The sequence below is a fragment of the Methanomassiliicoccales archaeon genome, assembly GCA_014361295.1.
Classification (GTDB): Archaea; Thermoplasmatota; Thermoplasmata; order Methanomassiliicoccales; family JACIVX01; genus JACIVX01.
In genome coordinates, this window is record JACIVX010000001.1 from 1175002 (window position 1) to 1193269 (window position 18268).

Below are 18268 nucleotides of genomic sequence, written 5' to 3' on the forward strand. Positions count from 1 at the left end.
TCAGTACACAGTCATCAGATGCCCGCCGACTGTTTCTAAATCACCTGATTCGTCGACCTCCTCGATCCCTGTGATAATAGCAATGACTCTGATTACCCCTTCGCAATCATCGTCCACCCTCGCGCCGAGAATGACATTTGCCTGTGGGTCGAGAAATGCCGTTATTCCCTCAACGACCCGTGTGACCCTCTTCAAAGTCAGGTTACTTCCGCCAGTGATGTGAATAAGGGCGCCAGTAGCGCCAGTAAAATCGATATCGAGAAATGGATTGCTAAGCGCGTCCTTGACGACTGAGTCCGGGTCTGAATTCTCACCATAGAGAACAGTCGAGATTCCCCGTTGCCTGAATATTGCCCTCAGATCGGAGAAATCGATGTTGATTAGTGATGGCTCAGTGATCGCCTCTGTGATGCCCTTGACGATCTCAGAAATAAGCTGGTCCATGACGCCGAACGCTTGGTCGACCGGTAGATGTGGCACCATTTCAAGGAGTCTGTTATTGTCGAGGATAAGGAGGGTGTCGGAGAACTCTTCTAATCGCCACAAACCCCTCGTCGCGATATCCACGCGCCTTCCTTCGCATTCAAACGGCATTGTCGCGATTGAAAAAACAAGGGATCCGTTTCTTCTTGCGAGGTCAGCGACGACAGGTGCTGAACCAGTGCCAGTCCCTCCTCCGAGCCCGGCGATCACGAATGTGAGATCTGCGCCGCAAAGAATTTCGTTAAGTGGTTCAAATGCGTTCTCGGCACAAACCCGACCGAGTTCAGGATCGCCGCCTGCACCGAAACCTTTTGTTAGACTAGCACCGATTAGAAGTCTCTTATCAGCTTTGATCCTTGCCAGATGCCGCCGATCGGTGTTGATCGCGATTGTCTCGGCCCCCTTTAAGCCCAGATCGTTCAACCTATTGATGGAGTTGCAGCCCCCTCCTCCGCATCCTATCACGAGGATCTTCAGCTGCCTGAGATCTTTTTCAATGTCCTCGTCCTCGACGTATTCCCAACTCACGGGCCACACCCCGGCGCATCCAGCAGGTTTACCTAATCTCCTCGACGACTTTGGATATTCTCTTTCTCACATATTCCCGCACAGCATTCCTGATCGCGTCATCGATAGACACTGAGTCGCCTTCCTTAACAAGATTTTCCAGTTCGACGACATTACCTTTTGGAAGTTCCACGGTAATCCGTTTAATATGTTCTGGAGTGAAATGTTTCTCAATGATTGTATCAATGGCTTCCCTTACTGCATCCGAGATTGTTGGATACGACCCCCTTTTTACGAGTTCCTGCAGAGCCTTAACCTTCTCTGCAGGAATCCTTACAGTAATTCTTTCAGTTTCGGTCATGACCTCGGCTCTTCAAACTGAATTTGTCGGACGATATTGGCAATATCGTCGGACAAATGTCATTATATTCCAGTGAGTATTTAAAGATTGGCAACGCTGCCATTACTTTCGTTAGGCATTTACATTACTCGTCGAGAATGAGAATAAATTTCATTAGAGCACTCCTTTCTATAAACAATCGACCTCATGGAAGAGGATAGCTCATAGCCAAAAAGCCCCAAAAATGCTATGGTGTCGCAGGTGAAACGCCAATTTCCCGCGTGACATGATCGAACAACAGGAGCAAATACGTGGGCGCACATTCATCGCTTCTTTATTATTCGCAAATCTCAAATCAAGTGAAGCAAGGAAAGGGGGAACGGAAAAGGGATATCACTTTTGATTCCAAATGTTAACGTCATTCAAGTATTTCGAAAAAACATAGAAACTACCTTTAAGAACCTTTATAAAGGACTATTTAAATAACCGCAAAGGTGACCCCCGATGGCCAAAATTAAAATAGAAAACGTTGTAGCGTCGACGTCCCTAGGAGAAGAGCTGGATCTTCAATCGATCGCACTCGCATTGGAAGGTGCGGAATACGAACCTGAGCAGTTCCCGGGATTGATTTACAGATTGAAAGACCCAAAGACAGCAACCTTGCTTTTCAGAAGTGGTAAAGTGGTTTGCACGGGTGCAAAAAGCCTAGAGCACGTCAAAGTCGCAATCAGCAAGGTTGCGAAACAAATCGAAAGGGCTGGCATCAAAATCAAAATGGAGCCCCAAATCGAAGTCCAAAATATTGTTGCCTCATCTGATCTTGGAACCGAGATCAATCTCAATGCGATCGCGATTTCTCTTGGTCTTGAGAAGGTTGAATATGAACCAGAACAATTCCCTGGGCTTGTTTACAGAATCGATGAGCCAAAGGTTGTCGTTCTCCTATTCGGCTCTGGAAAACTCGTCTGCACAGGCGCAAGAAAACCTGAGGACGTCGAGGCAGCTGTTAACAAAATCACGGAAGAACTCAGAGCCGCGGGTCTGCTTCATTGATTCATGAGAATCCCGATATTTGATAACCACATTCACCTACGACCTTCGGGCAGGAATCTCGACGCCTTAAGAGAATTTCGGAAGGCAGGAGGGACGCACGCAATCCTCGTGCATCTTCCATACGATGAAGTTGAGATCGTCGATGAGGGAAGTTTTGAGCGGTCTTTTGATATCACGGTCAACATCGCAAACAAGGCGAGAAAAGAGGTCGATGTCGGTCTCCATCTGGTCGTCGGTCCATATCCCGCGCTTCTCATTCCACTCGCAGAGATGTATGGCATCAAACGCGCCGTTGAAATTATGAAAGGTGGAATGGAAATCGCCCAGAAATTCGTGAGAGAGCAGAAAGCAATAGGAATCGGTGAAATCGGGAGACCGCATTTCACAATCAGCGAGGAAATCCTCAGGGCGTCAAATGACATTCTTTTATACGGTATGGAACTCGCAGCTGAGATCGACTGCCCAGTTATTCTGCATACGGAAAGTGTCACGCCTGAGACGATGAAGGAAATCGCTTCTATGGCCGACGCAGCTGGGTTGCGGAGAGAAAATGTCGTCAAACATTATTGCCCGCCGTATGTTCTTCCGGAAGAAAATCACGGGCTCTTTCCATCAATTCTCGCCAGTCGCGAGGCTATAAAAGAGGCGATCAGAAAGGGAAGGCGTTTCCTCATGGAGACGGACTATTTGGATGATCCCAGTAGACCGGGGGCGGTTATGGCGATTACAACTGTGCCGAAAAGATGCCATTCGTTTTTGCAATCGGGAGTATTCACAGAGGACGATCTCTGGCGAATTCATAAGGAAAATCCTGAGCGGGTTTATGGTATTACTGTCGAATAAACGAAAATCTCAATCATAGAGAATCTTGAACTCGTTAAACTCGTCTCGGCAAGACAACCATTTGATCTCTATAGACTTTACGCAAGCGTATGGATGCTCATCTCTTAGCTTACGAATAACTTCCTCGATCGATTCCTTTTCACCTTCAAAGACTGCATAAACACTGCCATCTGGCATATTCTTCACAAAACCCATGACACCTAGTTCGTCGGCAAAGCGCTTTGTGTAAGCCCTGAAATAGACCCCCTGCACCTTTCCGGAGAATCTCACCTCAGCACGTGCCTTCATCGCTCTGCAAATATGAAATCGAAAGATAAATCCCTGCGATCAAATCGTCGAAGAGGGTGCGCTTTTGTTATGAATAGATTAAGTTCAGTGATTCTCTTATTGGATTTTTCATAGCGTTTGAACATGCAAGAAAATTCTGGTGTTTCGTCATGTTATCAGATGAGACGAAACCTGGAACTATCGGAAGAATCGAATTCAAAGACGACAATTTCGTGATACGGTTTTCCACGCTGGTCGAAAAAAAATCACAATCAGCTGGAGAGGATCATGTGAGGGTCAAAGAGAGGCGAATGGCATCAATGACCTCAAATACAGATATGAATTCCATATCGCGTACATGGACGGTTCCAGGCGTTTCGACTTTTTTCAATTTTTCCGCACCAAGCTGAAAAACTGTGAATTAATTATAGTCGCACCGTCGTACCCACGTGGCTCAGTCTTGATGAATACGGCAAATGCGATATCAGGGTCGAATAGAGCTGATGGGTTTCCGAACATCCTATCTAAGGCAAGGATTTTGCAGATATCTTCGAGGTGGTCAAGGAAGCTGCGAAAGTGAAGATTGGAATGTCTAGAGGGGGGTCTCATGCTTGGCCTTGCAGACCCCGAAGGTAGCAACGTTCCGTTCATTGGTTGTATTTATATTCTATAGCCTCAAATATAATCATCGTAAACAAAGGGCCGCTGGAACGCATCAAGTCTTCATGCAGAAAGCTCTACAAGACATACATTTTCCATATTCTTCTTCAAGAATATCTACATAGTGTTGAATACATCGATGAGGGGAAACAAAGAGTATGACGCTGGCCATAAACGAAAGCCTGTTCGAGGAAAGATCGTCTTGTCACAAGACTTGCGGAACACGTCGGTCGTTCCCTGCCTTTGTTTACTTATCCTACGCCTCGCCCGATTCTAGAGGACAACAGCCTTGAACTCGTGAAAGAATTCGAGTGGTCAAGCGTTAATTACATTTCGTGAAATTTCGATTGTTCACCAGTCTAGATCTCCGCGAGGAATCTTATTTCCATGTCAAATTTGAGATTTTATAATCTTTGCCTCTCGTCTCCAATTCTTTAGTTATACCAATACAGATCACGGAGCTCGCAAAATTCGCTATGAGCGAGGCGCGAAGAATCCTAGTCGATTGTACCGTGGATAAAAAAATTGCGAAAGGCAATTTGGGGAAATCCCTGATTTCACTTTTATCAGCTGTTAGGCGATGTGTTGTCTGATGACCCATGCACACTATCCAACCACTTCCTCAACATTTTTGCTTTTTCTATCCTACCCAACTTTAGATATGCTTGATACTCATACTCTAAAGATAAGACAGGTACTTGCACTCCTTCAATTTCTACAACCCTCTTATACTGCTTCAAATCAACAGGTTCCTCCCATACCCGTCCGCAAGCCGCTTCTGAATATCTCCCATTATCTCAATTTCAATACCATCAATCATTAGCGTTCCAAAATATGAGCGGATTTTCTCAGCGGAGGAAAACCTAACGGGTTTAATAACGAACTTACAGAAGAGACTTTCAATTTCATAATCTCCCTTTTTGTCTTTTGAATGTCAATGTCATTCGGCTCAATGGGAACACCCTGAAGTGCAAAACCGAAGCTGCCTGTGACTACCCAATTTACAGTGGTGCCACCGAGTCGGGTGCAAATTTTACGGAGAATGTTAAGATAACTTGGATTGATCATTATTTCACCTCGTACAACATTTCGCCTAACTAAAATAGATTATAGATAATGGCGATTTTGCCCACCAATGAATTCTGCACAAATAATCGACTAACTGATCATCAACGACGCAAATTTTGCTCCGACGGAATTCCTCTCTATTTCCCTCTTGGTGTCCAGGATCAATTCTACTCCCTTCGAAGTTATCCCAGCACTCGACTAAGTAGTAAACCTTATAAACCTGTATGGAGCATAATATCGTGCAGGGATGCACGTTTCTGGGATGGGAGCGGGCATTGTGACATTGGAGGAAATGAAATGAAATCAATGCTTGAGGGGGCCCTGAGTAGAGGGGCTGGTGGAATGAGCGTCACTATGCAGACTACGACTTTTCCTGGTCAAGATTCCACTGATGCTGAGTTACTCGAAGTATTACAAAAGCTAAGGACAAACATCACGATCGTTGGTGTTGGAGGCGCAGGTTGCAACACCATTGCGAGGATTTACGAGGAGGGTATTTCTGGTGTCAATCTTTACGCAGCGAATACAGATGCACAGCACCTACTCACGGTGCGGGCGCCGAGAAAGATATTGCTCGGACGCAGAAGTACGCGGGGGTTGGGTGCTGGTGCATTGCCTCAGGTTGGAGAGGAGGCGGCGAGAGAGGCCGAGGAGGAATTGAGAAAGGCGCTGGCGGACGCACACATGGTTTTTGTCACTGCCGGCATGGGTGGCGGAACAGGAACAGGTGGTATCGCAGTTGTTGCGGATATCGCAAAACAGTTGGGAGCGTTAACTGTAGCCGTCGTCACGCTTCCGTTCAAAGGTGAAGGACGGTTGAGAATGGAGAATGCAGAATGGGGTCTCGAACGCCTCAGGAATGTTGCTGACACTGTCATCGTAATCCCGAACGACAAACTCCTGCAGCTCGTGCCGCGATTATCTTTGAACGCTGCTTTCAAAGTCGCGGATGAATTGCTCATGCGGGCGATCAAAGGAATTACCGAGTTGATTACGAAGCCGGGTCTCGTCAACCTCGACTTCAACGATGTTAAGACGATCATGAAGGGCGCTGGTGTCGCAATGATAGGACTCGGCGAATCGTCCGGACACGCTGAGGACAGAGCAACAGAGGCGATAGATGAGGCAATCAATTCTCCTCTACTTGAGGTCGATATCAGCACTGCGACGGGCGTTCTCATCAACGTTGTTGGTGGACCGGATATGACGGTTAGTGAGGCGGAGAAGGTTGCGGAGGAGGTACAAAAGAGGGTCTCCAACAATGCAAGGATTATCTGGGGAGCAACGATCGATCCAACGGTCGAGCGCAAAATCAGAGTATTGCTGGTCATGACTGGCGTGCAGTCGAAGCAGATACTCGGCAGGAGCATAGAGACATCGCGTATCAAGGAAGCGGAAGTCGACCTTGTCAGGTAAGAACTGGATCGAATCTTTCCATCTCCGTCATGAATCTTTCCATCTCCGTCATCTTCGTTATAAGCCAAATAATCTGAGCCTCATCGCTCTAGGGGCCGAAAACATCGTGATGGCGTGTACAATTGAATCTCGGTGATCAAATTCAACTGATGAAGAGCCCACAACATCTTTGAAGAGCCCACAACATCTTTGAAAGAGCATTATGCAAAAATCCTCAACCCAAGGATGGTTAAATGTTCATCAAAAAGAGAGGGGCCCGTTCTTTCGTCCCATCTACCCCCTTCAATTCATGGTATTCCAGATACTTCATTGAAAAGCCACAAAACCGAAATGTTTTAAAATACAAATGCACGTAACGCTAAAAGCAAGGTAAATCGATGTAGTGTTAACTCGATAAAAGCGCCCGATGGAGGTCTCATCGTGAAATCATTCATTGCTGATGCACTGGCTCGTGCCGGAACAAATGCTGCGGAGGTCACTCCCGCGAATGCCACAGCGCCATATAAGGGATACTCGGCTGAAGACGAAGAGCTCGAGAAAATTCTCGCAAGCCTGAAAACGAACATTAAGATCATAGGCTGTGGCGGTGGTGGCTCGAACACAATCGACAGACTTGTCGAGGCTGGAATTGTTGGAGCCGAGCTCTATGCCGCGAACACAGATGCCCAGCATCTTTTGACAGTAAGAGCTCCACATAAAATTTTGCTCGGAAGGCGTAGCACGAGAGGACTTGGCGCCGGTGCATTGCCTCAGGTTGGGGAGGAGGCGGCGAGAGAGGCCGAGGAGGAATTGAGAAAGGCGCTGATGGGAGCGGATATCGTCTTCATCACTGCAGGACTCGGTGGGGGGACTGGCACTGGTTCAGCGCCATTCATTGCTCAGTTAGCAAAGGAAATGGGTGCCCTGACGATCGCGGTCTGTACTTCTCCCTTCAAGGCAGAAGGTACAATAAGAATGGAGAATGCAGAATGGGGTCTCGAACGCCTCAGGAATGTTGCTGACACTGTCATCGTAATCCCGAACGACAAACTACTCGAGTTGGTCCCCCGTTTGTCACTGAATGCCGCGTTTAAGGTTGCTGATGAGGTACTGATGCGGGCGATCAAAGGAATTACCGAGTTGATTACGAAGCCGGGTCTCGTCAACCTCGACTTCAATGACCTCAAGACGATCATGAAGGGATCTGGCGTCGCGATGATCGGGCTAGGAGAGGGCGAAGACGACGATCGTGTTGAGCAAGCAGTTGATCAGGCCATCAACTCCCCGCTGATCGATGTCGACATCAGCGGAGGAACCGGTGCTTTAATTAATGTGACAGGTGGCGAGGACATGACAGTCAGCGAGGCGGAGAGGGTCGCAGAGATCATCCAGTCGAAGATTAGTCCGAATGCTCGAATCATCTGGGGTGCGGTCATCGATCCGACGCTTCGCGACAAAATAAGGGTGATGGTCGTTATCACCGGTGTAAAATCAAAGTACATTCTCGGTCCGAAGGAGACACAGCCTTCGAAAACGATAGACGTTGATTTTATAAAGTAGAGGACGTTCATCCCTCAAGAGTGTATCAAAAATGGACATCATCGAGAAATCGTGGGAGGTCCAAAAGGGAATAGAGGACCGCGTCAAACACATTGGTAAAGGCAAGTATGGTCGCGTTATTAAGATGGCTAGAAAGCCCTCGAATGAGGAATATATCCGTGTGATCGAGATCACTGGGATTGGACTGATCCTGATTGGAGGATTGGGCTTTCTGATTTACTGGATCATGTATCTGCTCACTGGTTGACATCAAAGGAGAGGTTTCAATTGGAAATGTTGGAAGAGGATAGAAAGAATGAGACGATTCCTGCTGGCGAAACAGGAAAGAATATCCATTTAGTCGCAGAGAGCGACGAGAAGAGATTGCCGGCGAGCAGCCGGGGCAGCTGGAAGATCCAGTTGAAAATAGACGATGAGACAAAGAAGAAGATCAAATTGAAGCTGACAATCGATATAGGAGGAGAGACTGAAGGCGCTCCTGAATGGGGCATCAGACTATATGACGCCAGGGGAGTCCTCTGGGACAGTGACTCGCAGTTGCCGCCCGAGACCGAATTTTTTATGGAGGGGACGAAGGCGAAGGAACTGCAACTCGAAGTCACGGCCCCCAAAGGTGCGCGGTACAATGACAGGGTTGTTATTAACATGGAAGCTTACGCTGAAGATTCGCCAGATGATGTTGCAAGAATCAAATTCACCGCCTCCGCAAGACAGTCAATTCTCGCACTCAAAACATCAATTGGTCATGAGAAAAATGTTGCAGACAGCGTTGCAAGCAAGGCAAAAACAGGAAAAGCCGGGATCTTCGCAGTTCTCGCCCCCGCAACACTTCGAGGCTATGTTCTTATTGAGGGTATGAATACCGATTCGGTCCGCGAAGCAATTCGCGGAATTCGAAGGGCACATGGACTTGTTGAAGGTGAGACGAATTTCAGCGAAATCGATCATTTCCTCACACCGAAACCGCTTGTCTCTGGCGTTATGGAAGGTGATGTTGTTGAACTTGTCGCTGGCCCATTCAAGGGAGAGAAGGCGAGGGTCAAGCAGATCGATGAGAGCAAGGAAGAGATCACAGTAGAGCTCTTCGAAGCAATGGTTCCTATTCCTATCACAGTCAGAGGGGATCATGTCAGAGTCATTGAAAAAGAGAGGTGAATAGCATGGCTGAGACAGTCGAAGTGCTTGTGGAAGGTGGCAAGGCGACGCCGGGACCGCCATTGGGTCCGGCACTCGGTCCACTGGGTGTAAATGTCATTCAAATCGTGAACGCGATCAACGACAAGACGAAATCATTTGAGGGTATGAAAGTCCCTGTCAAGATTACAATCGACCCGAAAACCAAGAAATTCGAGATCGAAGTCGGCACTCCACCAACATCAGCGTTGATACTCAAGGAAATCGGCGCTGAGAAGGGATCGGGATCGACGAAAGCGATGAAGATCGGCAATATCTCGATCGACCAGGCGATCAAGATCGCCAATATGAAAGGTGACTCACTGCTTGGAAAGACGCTGAAGAAGAGAGTTCTCGAGGTCATCGGTGTCTGCGTTTCCATGGGTGTCACAGTTGAGAATCGAGACCCGAAGGATATCCAGAAGGACATCATCGCTGGGAAGTACGACAACAAGCTAGCCGGCTGATGCCATAAAATTTATAAACAGTACGGATGTTAGAGGAGGCCACTGCTGTAGGAGAGCACAGCTCGTTAGCACTACAGGAGGCATTGTATTGGCAGAAAAGACCGTAGTTCAGGCTGTCAAGAAGGCGCTTGAAAGAGCAAAAAAGCGCAATTTTAGAGAGACCGTTGACGTTTCTATCAATCTTAAAGACGTTGATCTTTCCGTCCCAAAGAATAGAATTCAAGAAGATATTATTCTTCCGTACGGAAGGGGAAGGGATGTCAAGATCTGCGTCATCGGGGGAGGCGAGCTCGCGCTGAAGGCTAAGGGTATCGCCGACCGTATCATCACACCGGAAGAGCTCGCAAAACTTGCGGACGATAAGAAAGAAGCAAAGAAGATCGCTTCTGAGTTTGACTATTTCATTGCCGAAGCTCCTTTGATGCCGACGATCGGTAAGCGACTCGGTATCGTTCTTGCACCTCGCGGAAAAATGCCGAAACCCATTCCACCAGGTGCGGATCCGAGGCCAATGATCGAGAATCTACGCAAGACCGTTTCTGTGAGGAGTCGAGACAAAAGAACATTTCACGCACCCGTTGGCACCGTTGACATGCCACCAGAGCAGATCGCAGATAACATTGAAGCGATCCTCAAGCGGATCTCATCGAAATTAGAGCGAGGAATGATGAACATCGGTTCAGTGTACGTCAAAACGACGATGGGACCTTCGGAGAGGGTGAAGTAACATGATCAGACAAGCACATGTTGCACAGTGGAAAAGAGAAGTTGTCAGCGATCTCACGCGCATACTGAAGAACAACAAGGTCGTCGCTATTGTCAACGTGGGAAATATTCCAGCCCCTCAACTTCAGCAGATTAAGAAACGACTTCGCGGGAAAGCTGAAATGGTCATGGCCAGGAATACACTAATCAATATCGCTATCGAGGAAGTTTCAAAAGAAAGACAGGGATTGAAGCCGCTCAAGGATCTGGTCGGGGGTCAATGTGCATTGCTAGGCACCGACATGAACGCCTTTAAGTTATACAGGGAGATTGAGGCCACACGAACGAGAAGCGCTGCCAAACCGGGTGATATCTCGCCAGAAGATATCGTTATAAAAGAGGGCGAAACACCCTTTAAGCCCGGCCCAATTGTCGGAGAACTTCAGAAAGCTGGTATTCCCGCCGGTATTGAAGGTGGAAAGGTCGTATTCAAGAAGGATAAGGTGCTGGTGAAAAAGGGCGAAAAGATACCAGCGGAGATTGCCAAGATACTTCCTAAACTTGACATCTACCCGATGATGATAGGACTCGAACTCATGGGAGTATTTGAGGATGGCATCATCTTCAAGAAGGATGATCTTGCAATCACACCTGATCACTATCGATCGATGATCGCGACGGCAGCGAGGAATGCTTTCAGTCTGAGCATCCACATTGCCTACGTGACACCGCAGACCATCGGACCTCTGCTGGCTAGAGCCTATCGCGAAGGGGTTGCGCTCGGCGTCGCGGCTGCATTCCCGACAAAAGACAATATCAAGGTCTTGCTGGCGAAAGCTGAAGCAAATATGCTGGCTCTCGCATCCAGGATTCCTGGATTTGAAGATGAACGACTGCGGCAGAGACTGACAACAGTACCTGCCCAGCAAAAGCCTGAAGAGCTCAAGGCAGAAGAACACAAAGAGGAAAAGAAAGAGGAGAAGGTCAGCGAGGAAGAAGCCGCAGCTGGCCTAAGTGCTCTGTTCGGATAAAAAAGGAGGTAAAGAAATGGAGTATATCTATAGCGCAATGGTTCTCCACGCCGCTGGGAAGCCGATCACCGAGGACTCAATTGCAAGTATCCTCAAGAGTGCCGGTATTGAGCCGGATGCGGCGAGGATAAAGGCGTTGACTGCGTCACTCGAGGGAATCAACATCGACGAAGCGATCGCCTCAGCGATGATCACGCCTGCCGTACCTGCGGCTACACCCGCGTCTCCAGCCGCTGGAGAGCCGAAGAAGGAAGAGAAGAAGGAAGAAAAGAAGAAAGAAGAGACGGTGAGCGAGGAAGAAGCCGCAGCTGGCCTAAGTGCTCTGTTCGGATGAGCACGCAAGGCCACGCGGAGCGCTCTCCTCTCAAAAATTTTAAATCAGGGAGCTGCGAGGACTACTAGATCCGCTCAATCACATTCGAAACTTCGCGTTCGAGTAGCGATGCAAGATCCTTTTCCAGTTTTTCTTTCATCTCTTTTGGAACCATCGCAAGTCCAAGCTCTGCGCCGCATTTCGTCAACTTCATCAAGGCGTAGACCTCCTTGATTTTCGCAGCAACAAACTCACCGATTGCTTCCTTGATCTCCTTCTTCAGCGCCGGATTTTCTTCGATTTTCTGTCGTATGTATCGCTTGACCTCATCACGAACAAGATCCCTGAGAGCCTCGATTAGAATATCTTCAGAATGAAGAATTCCCAGTTGACTCTTAATCAACGACTCAACGTTTTCTTCTGGCATAGTACCCCATATATCACTTATTGATAAGTATAATTATTTTTCACATACACCGCTCGAAAGAACTCCGATTTTGATGCGATCGGCGATCGGATTTCCCATCATTGATGAATGATCACGTACTGCGCTCAACTCGAATCTATGATGACAATCAATCCCGATCTTGATGTCGAACGTCGATAATCTCTGCTGTTAACCCTGCGGAGCGGTCGTGAATCGCTCGACGAATGATTAAATATGCTCAGAGATTACTCTGAATTGAGTATTATGAAGCTGGAAGAAATTTATCAATTGGCAGTCAAAGTCGGAATGGATGCAGATCCAAGAACAAAAGAGGAAATCGAGGCTGAGCTCAAAAGAGTGGAAGAGAAATTTAAGAAAATGGAGGAAAAAGAGAAAAAATGGTTTGATATGGATTCCCTTTGGAACCCATATGCTGATACCCGAATCCTTGTCGGTGATCCGAAAATGGAGATTAAAGGGATCATGTGGGGAATCGATATAACGCCTGCGGAAATTCTCATCGCCGATAGGCTAAGAGAAAGAGGCGAGAAAATCGACCTCATCATAGGACATCATCCACGCGGGAAGGCGATGGCGAATTTTTACGACGTCATGCATGTACAGGAGATCATGCTACAGAGACTCGGCGTTCCTATCACCGTCGCCGAGGATATACTAGCGCCGAGAATTAAAGAAGTCCAGAGAGGCGTGCATCCACAGAATTTCAACCAAACAGTGGACGCATGCAACCTTCTCGGCATACCATTCATGTGTATACATTCGCCGACGGACAACCTTGTTCAGAAATATCTCCAGACGATCATGGACGAAAAGAAACCTGAAAGAGTCAAAGATGTTGTTGACATTCTCTGCGAAATCCCTGAGTTCGATTTCGCGATGAGACACCATGCTGGACCAGAAATCTTCGTAGGAGATAAGAACAGAAGAGCCGGTAAAATCGCGGTCAAGATGACTGGCGGAACGTCAGGTCCAAAAGAAATGTATGAACAGCTGGTGCAGGCAGGTGTTGGGACAGTCGTTTGCATGCACGTACCGGAAAACCACATCGAGGAAGCGAAGAAATATCACATTAATCTCGTGATTTCCGGCCATATGGCATCAGATTCTCTCGGAATGAATCTTCTTGCAGACAAGCTTGAAGAAAGAGGTCTCTCAATAAAACCATTCTCAGGATATATTAGGGTGAAAAGAAATTGACGGCATTCGTGCAACAGGAACGGCGGTCGAAGATTTTCAAGGACATTTCGAAGCTTTCATTCGATTATGTTCCAGATAAGCTCATCCATAGAGAGAGCCAAATGCAGAAGCTCTGGATGCTTTTCAGACCCGTACTTGAAAAAGGCATCGCGCAAAGCGCTCTGCTGATCGGAAGTGTTGGCACTGGAAAAACCGCCGCTTCGAAGCGATTCTGTCTTGATTTCGCAAAGGTCGCACAGGAATCTGGTCGTGCGGTCGATTTTATCGTTGTTAACTGCCGCCAGCGCAACACAGAGGCAAGCGTCGTTCTGAGACTTGTCTCGCATTTCGATGAGGGTTATCCCGATCGAGGGATGTCCCTTTCCGAAATGCTTGCGTCATTGAAAAAGCACCTCGAGAAAAGAAAACTTCACTTCATTGTCGTTCTTGACGAAGTTGACGTTCTGCTAAGAAGAGGTGCTGGAGATCTCATTTACCAGCTTTCCAGATTTGACGAGGAAAAGGTCGGAGGGCGTGCATCTCTTTCGCTCATCCTCATCTCTCAGAAATACGTACTTGATCTCCTCGATCTGTCATCAATTTCCACCTTCCGGAGGGCAAATGTCATCACGTTCGGCAAATACACCCGCGACGAATTGAAGGATATCACAAGCGACAGAGTTGCACTTGCTTTCTATCCAGGAAGTGTGCGCGAGGATGCGATTGATCTGATCGCCGATATCGCTGCTGACTGGGGAGATGCACGATTTGCCATTGAGCTGCTCGAGCGATCAGGCATGATTGCGGAGGAGGAGGGTTCTACGGTTGTCTCGCCGGAGCACGTGAGGGCGGCAAAGGCCTTCACGTACAGCATCGTCACCGAATCAAAAATTGAAGAGCTCGATAGACAAAAAAAGATCGTGTTGCTTGGAATTTGCAGAGCACTCAAAGACCAGGCCTATGTAACAACTGGTGAAGCAGAAAGAGCATATTGCATCGCCGCGGAGGAATATGGTGAAAAGCCACGTGGCCATACACAATTCTGGTCATATTTGCAAGATCTTTCAAATGAAGGCATCATCGAAACAAAGGTCTCCACGGATGCATCCGGTGGAAGAACGACTTTTATTTCCTTACCAGACATTCCTGCGAAAGTGCTGAGGCAGAAGCTTGAGGAAATTCTTCGATCATAGAATTCCGATGTAGACAGTTGTCTGTTTTTTTCGCATAGTCGTGTTCTCAATTCCCATTCATCGCATTCTCATGAAAGAATGAGAATTAATCAATGAGAATTGCATTTCCTTTCTGATCAAATTGAGGAGTGTAATTGTCATGTTGGAGGAGCTCACGGAGCTATTGAAAACGCCCGGAGTATCTGGTTTTGAATTCCCGATAAGAGAGATGATCAGGAAGAAAGTAGATCCACTCGCTAAAACACGAGTCGATGAAATTGGCAATCTGTACGCAACGATTGGGAACGGCGATCGTCATCTGCTCCTCGTTGCTCACATGGATGAGCTCGGGATGGTTGTGTCAAAGATCGAGGAAAGCGGTTTCCTTCGTTTCAGGAAGATTGGAGGGATTGATGATCGATCGCTACTTGGAAGAACGGTCACAATATACACAGCGAAGGGAGAGATGAAAGGTGTCATCGGAATGCTTCCTCCCCACCTCATGAAAGACCCATCCGCGGAGATGAAGGAAGTCCCAGCCGCTGAAGAAATGATTATCGATATCGGTTGCACTTCAAAAAAGGAGGCGGAGGAAATCGGTATATCCGTTATGGACCCAATCGTTTTCGAAAAGAATATCACAAAGTTAGGAGAGCGGATCGTGAGTGCACGCAGTCTCGACAATCGATCAGGATGTCTTGCGCTCATCGAATTGCTACGACGTTTACACAAAAAAAGGATCGATTTACGTGTGACGTTCGTCTGGAGTGTTCAGGAAGAGATCGGATTGAGAGGCGTTCGAGTCGCAGCGCTCAAAGAGATGCCAGATTACGTGATTGCCGTTGACACCTGTTCTGCAACAGACTTCCCCGGCACACCTGAATACCTTGACAAGATCTCATTAGGCGGAGGTCCCGTCGTCAGATACATCGACAACAAGTCTATTGCCTCTCCCGCCTTTGTCAACCTCATCAGAAGAATTGCCGCATCTAATGGATTGCCGCTCCAGCTGGGGATAAGCGGAGGAAGTACTGATGGTGCCGCCGCCCAAGAATTCGGTTCGATGATGGTTCCTCTCTGCATACCTGTAAGATATACGCATTCCACTGTCGAATGCATACATCTCGACGATTTGAAGAATCTTATCCTCCTCCTCGAAAAGACGATCGATGATCTGGAAAAGAAGGAAAAAGGTGTTATTTCATGAAAAATGAAATATTAGCCATGCTTCTGGATCTTTTGGCAATCAGAAGCGATATGCATGCTGACAAAAGCATCATTGTGAATTATGTTAAGAAAATGCTCGAAGAAATTGGGTTTGCAGTTACAATTGTGGGAGATCAATCGTATCCAGCTCTCGTCGCATCAAAAGGCAGAGGAGGCGTCGCCTTCTCAGGACATCTAGATACAGTTCCTATCGGAGATGGATGGACGAGGAAACAAGGGGAAATCGACGGCGATAGGGTTTACGGAAGAGGTACTACGGACATGAAAGGCGCGATCGCGTCGATGCTGTTCGCCGCCCGCGATCTCGCAGAAGAGGACGTCCCTTGTACTCTTCTCCTTACCACGGATGAGGAGGAGAGGATGCTGGGAGCTTTAAAGCTCAGCCAGTTCGAGACTGTGAGAGCCGCGCGGGCAATCATCATCTGCGAGCCCACGAGCCTTAACGTCGCGTGCAGAGAAAAAGGCGTCTTCCGGTTCAGACTAATTACGCGAGGAAAAGCAGCGCACTCGAGCCAATGCTGGCTAGGAGAGAATGCGATTCTCAAAATGCACACTTTAATGATCAAACTTTCCGATCTCGCGCAAGTTCCAGCCGGACCGACAGACAAAATGACGATGTGTTTCACAACGATTCGCGGCGGTACGAAGGACAATGTTGTGCCAGACAGGTGTCAAACGGAGATCGATGTACGCTTCCCCGCACCTCTCACTCTGAAAGATATTGAAGCGCTGATAAAAAGTCGTTTAGGGAGTGAAGACTACGAGATTGAAACAATTTATGGTCTTGAACCATTCGAATCCGACAGAGATTCGAGAATTGTAAAAATGCTCACTACATATCTCAAATCGACGATCGTCGACGTTCCGTACGCAACCGAAGCGCCACGATACCAGTCATCCAACCGGTCCATTTACATTTGCGGACCGGGGGCGCCTTCGCTTGCCCACGTACCCGACGAGTACGTCGAGCTATCGGCACTCGTAAGAATGCATACCGCGTTGGTCAAACTTGGGCGAGAATTGTCTGGAAACACCGGTCAGGGGTAAATGCGTGCGACTGTCCTAGGAAACGGGGTCACGTCCCTAATATGCTCAACCCCACATATCCACCTGACAACCCTCTCGATCCCCAATCCAAACCCAGAATGCGGAACACTCCCAAATCGCCGGAGATCAAGATACCATTCATAATTTTCTCTCGGTATCGAAAGCGCGTCTAACCTTTCGATTAACTTATTGATATCAGTCTCCCTTTCGCTGCCGCCGATGATTTCACCGTATCCCTCTGGTGCGAGAAGATCCGAACATTTGCACGTTTTCGGGTCTTCTGGATCTTCTTTCATGTAGAATGCCTTGCATTCTTTGGGATAATTAGTGATAAAAACAGGCACAAACTCCTCTGCTGTGACTGCCCTTTCCTCAGGTGCACCAAGATCGCATCCATAGGCGATATCGAATCCTTTCGAACGTAAAAGGTCGATGACTTCCGAATACTTCATTCTCTTGAACGGGGGCGATACGGCCTTCAGAGGTTCGATATCCCTCTTAAGTAATTCCAGTTCGGCTTTTCTTTTGCACAAGACTTTTTCAACGATCGCGGTCACAAGCTCTTCCTGAATTCTCATATTCTCATCGTTCTCGACCCAAGCTTCCTCGAGCTCAAGATGCCAATATTCAGTGAGGTGTCTCGGCGTCCTCGATTTCTCGGCACGAAAAGAAGGAGTCAGAGACCAGACTCTTTCAAGGGAAAAGATCAACGCTTCGAGATACATCTGCGCACTCTGACTCAAATACGCCTCCCTTCCGAAATAATCCAGCTTGAAGAGCGTGACGCCTCCTTCACATGCATTTGTTGTGAAAATCGGCGGTGTCACTTCCACAAAGTCATTTTCTTTGAGCCATTCCCTCGCTCCCTCGAGAGCCGTCGCCTTGATTTTCATGATGGCGTTTTGTTCCCTTGACCGAATCCATAGATGTCTCTTGTCGAGAAGAAGCTCCTCACTTTGGTACTCTGTGATCGGAAATGGATCAGCTGGACCGATCAATTTGAATTTGCTAGCTCGAATCTCAAATCCGCCCGGCGCCCTCTTGTCTTCGGCGACTCTACCTGCGACCATTACCGATGACTCGATCGATGCCGCAGCCGCTGCATTGAAATCAGCATCAGGCAGAAGACCTTTTTTCACTGTCACTTGGATGATCCCCGAGGCATCCCGAATAATCGAAAAAACAATCGATCCACTTGATCTAGTACGGTAGACCCATCCTCTGATGCAGACTTCCTTGTCGGTATCAGGCCGCTTGAATACTTCCGATATCGGAACTGGATGGTACATTCGCCTTTTACGAAGTGCATTCAAGTATCTCTTGATTTCGGTTC

The 18268-nt window shown here is 47.7% G+C and carries 19 protein-coding genes and 1 pseudogene; 14 read left to right on the forward strand and 6 right to left on the reverse strand.

What is annotated here, in order from left to right; translation table 11 throughout:
* Together ftsZ (H5T41_05835) and H5T41_05840 are read right to left on the reverse strand one after the other, a co-directional pair.
* Window positions 1-1020: a cell division protein FtsZ gene (ftsZ, locus tag H5T41_05835; GenBank protein ID MBC7108289.1), complete on the reverse strand. Its 1020-nt coding sequence runs from the start codon at window positions 1018-1020 to the stop codon at window positions 1-3.
* A gap of 19 nt (window positions 1021-1039) precedes the next feature.
* Entirely contained in the window at window positions 1040-1351 is a 312-nt protein-coding gene (locus H5T41_05840) for a ribbon-helix-helix protein, CopG family (protein MBC7108290.1), read from the reverse strand.
* 483 nt (window positions 1352-1834) lie between these two features.
* On the opposite strand from H5T41_05840, the gene H5T41_05845 reads away from it, so the two are divergent.
* Together H5T41_05845 and H5T41_05850 are read left to right on the forward strand one after the other, a co-directional pair.
* Window positions 1835-2383 carry a TATA-box-binding protein gene (locus H5T41_05845; protein MBC7108291.1) on the forward strand — a complete coding sequence of 183 codons (549 nt, stop codon included), beginning with the start codon at window positions 1835-1837 and terminating at the stop codon, window positions 2381-2383.
* A 3-nt stretch (window positions 2384-2386) separates the two neighbouring features.
* Window positions 2387-3226: a TatD family hydrolase gene (locus H5T41_05850; protein MBC7108292.1), complete on the forward strand. Its 840-nt coding sequence runs from the start codon at window positions 2387-2389 to the stop codon at window positions 3224-3226.
* Between the two features lie 9 nt (window positions 3227-3235).
* Here the strand turns inward: H5T41_05850 and H5T41_05855 are convergent, their stop codons facing one another.
* A complete protein-coding gene (locus tag H5T41_05855; protein ID MBC7108293.1) occupies window positions 3236-3514 on the reverse strand; it encodes an acylphosphatase in 279 nt (92 codons plus the stop codon).
* Between the two features lie 1205 nt (window positions 3515-4719).
* Window positions 4720-5221 (reverse strand): annotated as a pseudogene (locus H5T41_05860) (hypothetical protein).
* 297 nt (window positions 5222-5518) lie between these two features.
* Here H5T41_05860 and ftsZ (H5T41_05865) point away from each other — a divergent pair.
* From ftsZ (H5T41_05865) to H5T41_05900, 8 genes are all read left to right on the forward strand, one after another.
* Window positions 5519-6637: a cell division protein FtsZ gene (ftsZ, locus tag H5T41_05865; protein ID MBC7108294.1), complete on the forward strand. Its 1119-nt coding sequence runs from the start codon at window positions 5519-5521 to the stop codon at window positions 6635-6637.
* 420 nt (window positions 6638-7057) lie between these two features.
* Window positions 7058-8176 (forward strand): cell division protein FtsZ, encoded by a 1119-nt coding sequence (gene ftsZ, locus H5T41_05870; GenBank protein MBC7108295.1) that lies wholly within the window; start codon window positions 7058-7060, stop codon window positions 8174-8176.
* 31 nt (window positions 8177-8207) lie between these two features.
* The gene (locus H5T41_05875) at window positions 8208-8423 is read left to right on the forward strand and encodes a protein translocase SEC61 complex subunit gamma (GenBank protein ID MBC7108296.1); all 216 of its coding nucleotides are present in this window, start codon (window positions 8208-8210) and stop codon (window positions 8421-8423) included.
* A gap of 398 nt (window positions 8424-8821) precedes the next feature.
* Window positions 8822-9331, forward strand: coding sequence for a transcription elongation factor Spt5 (locus H5T41_05880; GenBank protein ID MBC7108297.1), 510 nt, complete (start codon window positions 8822-8824; stop codon window positions 9329-9331).
* Between the two features lie 5 nt (window positions 9332-9336).
* Entirely contained in the window at window positions 9337-9816 is a 480-nt protein-coding gene (locus H5T41_05885) for a 50S ribosomal protein L11 (GenBank protein ID MBC7108298.1), read from the forward strand.
* Between the two features lie 88 nt (window positions 9817-9904).
* Window positions 9905-10543 (forward strand): 50S ribosomal protein L1, encoded by a 639-nt coding sequence (locus H5T41_05890; protein MBC7108299.1) that lies wholly within the window; start codon window positions 9905-9907, stop codon window positions 10541-10543.
* 1 nt (window position 10544) lies between these two features.
* Window positions 10545-11552 (forward strand): 50S ribosomal protein L10, encoded by a 1008-nt coding sequence (locus tag H5T41_05895; GenBank protein ID MBC7108300.1) that lies wholly within the window; start codon window positions 10545-10547, stop codon window positions 11550-11552.
* Window positions 11553-11568: 16 nt separating this feature from the next.
* Window positions 11569-11886, forward strand: a complete 318-nt coding sequence (locus H5T41_05900; protein MBC7108301.1) for a 50S ribosomal protein P1 — start codon at window positions 11569-11571, stop codon at window positions 11884-11886.
* A 64-nt stretch (window positions 11887-11950) separates the two neighbouring features.
* Here the strand turns inward: H5T41_05900 and H5T41_05905 are convergent, their stop codons facing one another.
* Window positions 11951-12292 (reverse strand): hypothetical protein, encoded by a 342-nt coding sequence (locus H5T41_05905; GenBank protein MBC7108302.1) that lies wholly within the window; start codon window positions 12290-12292, stop codon window positions 11951-11953.
* A gap of 264 nt (window positions 12293-12556) precedes the next feature.
* On the opposite strand from H5T41_05905, the gene H5T41_05910 reads away from it, so the two are divergent.
* The 4 genes from H5T41_05910 (at window position 12557) to H5T41_05925 (ending at window position 16935) form a co-directional block, all read left to right on the forward strand.
* Complete coding sequence (locus tag H5T41_05910; GenBank protein MBC7108303.1) at window positions 12557-13510, forward strand: NGG1p interacting factor NIF3; 954 nt, start codon at window positions 12557-12559, stop codon at window positions 13508-13510.
* Window positions 13507-14682, forward strand: coding sequence for an AAA family ATPase (locus tag H5T41_05915; protein MBC7108304.1), 1176 nt, complete (start codon window positions 13507-13509; stop codon window positions 14680-14682). Before H5T41_05910 ends, H5T41_05915 begins: the two co-directional genes overlap by 4 nt.
* Window positions 14683-14821: 139 nt before the next feature.
* Complete coding sequence (locus H5T41_05920; GenBank protein MBC7108305.1) at window positions 14822-15868, forward strand: M42 family metallopeptidase; 1047 nt, start codon at window positions 14822-14824, stop codon at window positions 15866-15868.
* A complete protein-coding gene (locus H5T41_05925; protein ID MBC7108306.1) occupies window positions 15865-16935 on the forward strand; it encodes a M20/M25/M40 family metallo-hydrolase in 1071 nt (356 codons plus the stop codon). Before H5T41_05920 ends, H5T41_05925 begins: the two co-directional genes overlap by 4 nt.
* On the opposite strand, the gene asnS is transcribed toward H5T41_05925, so the two are convergent.
* The gene (gene asnS, locus H5T41_05930; GenBank protein ID MBC7108307.1) at window positions 16926-18224 is read right to left on the reverse strand and encodes an asparagine--tRNA ligase; all 1299 of its coding nucleotides are present in this window, start codon (window positions 18222-18224) and stop codon (window positions 16926-16928) included. The genes H5T41_05925 and asnS overlap by 10 nt on opposite strands.
* Window positions 18225-18268: the final 44 nt, after the last annotated feature.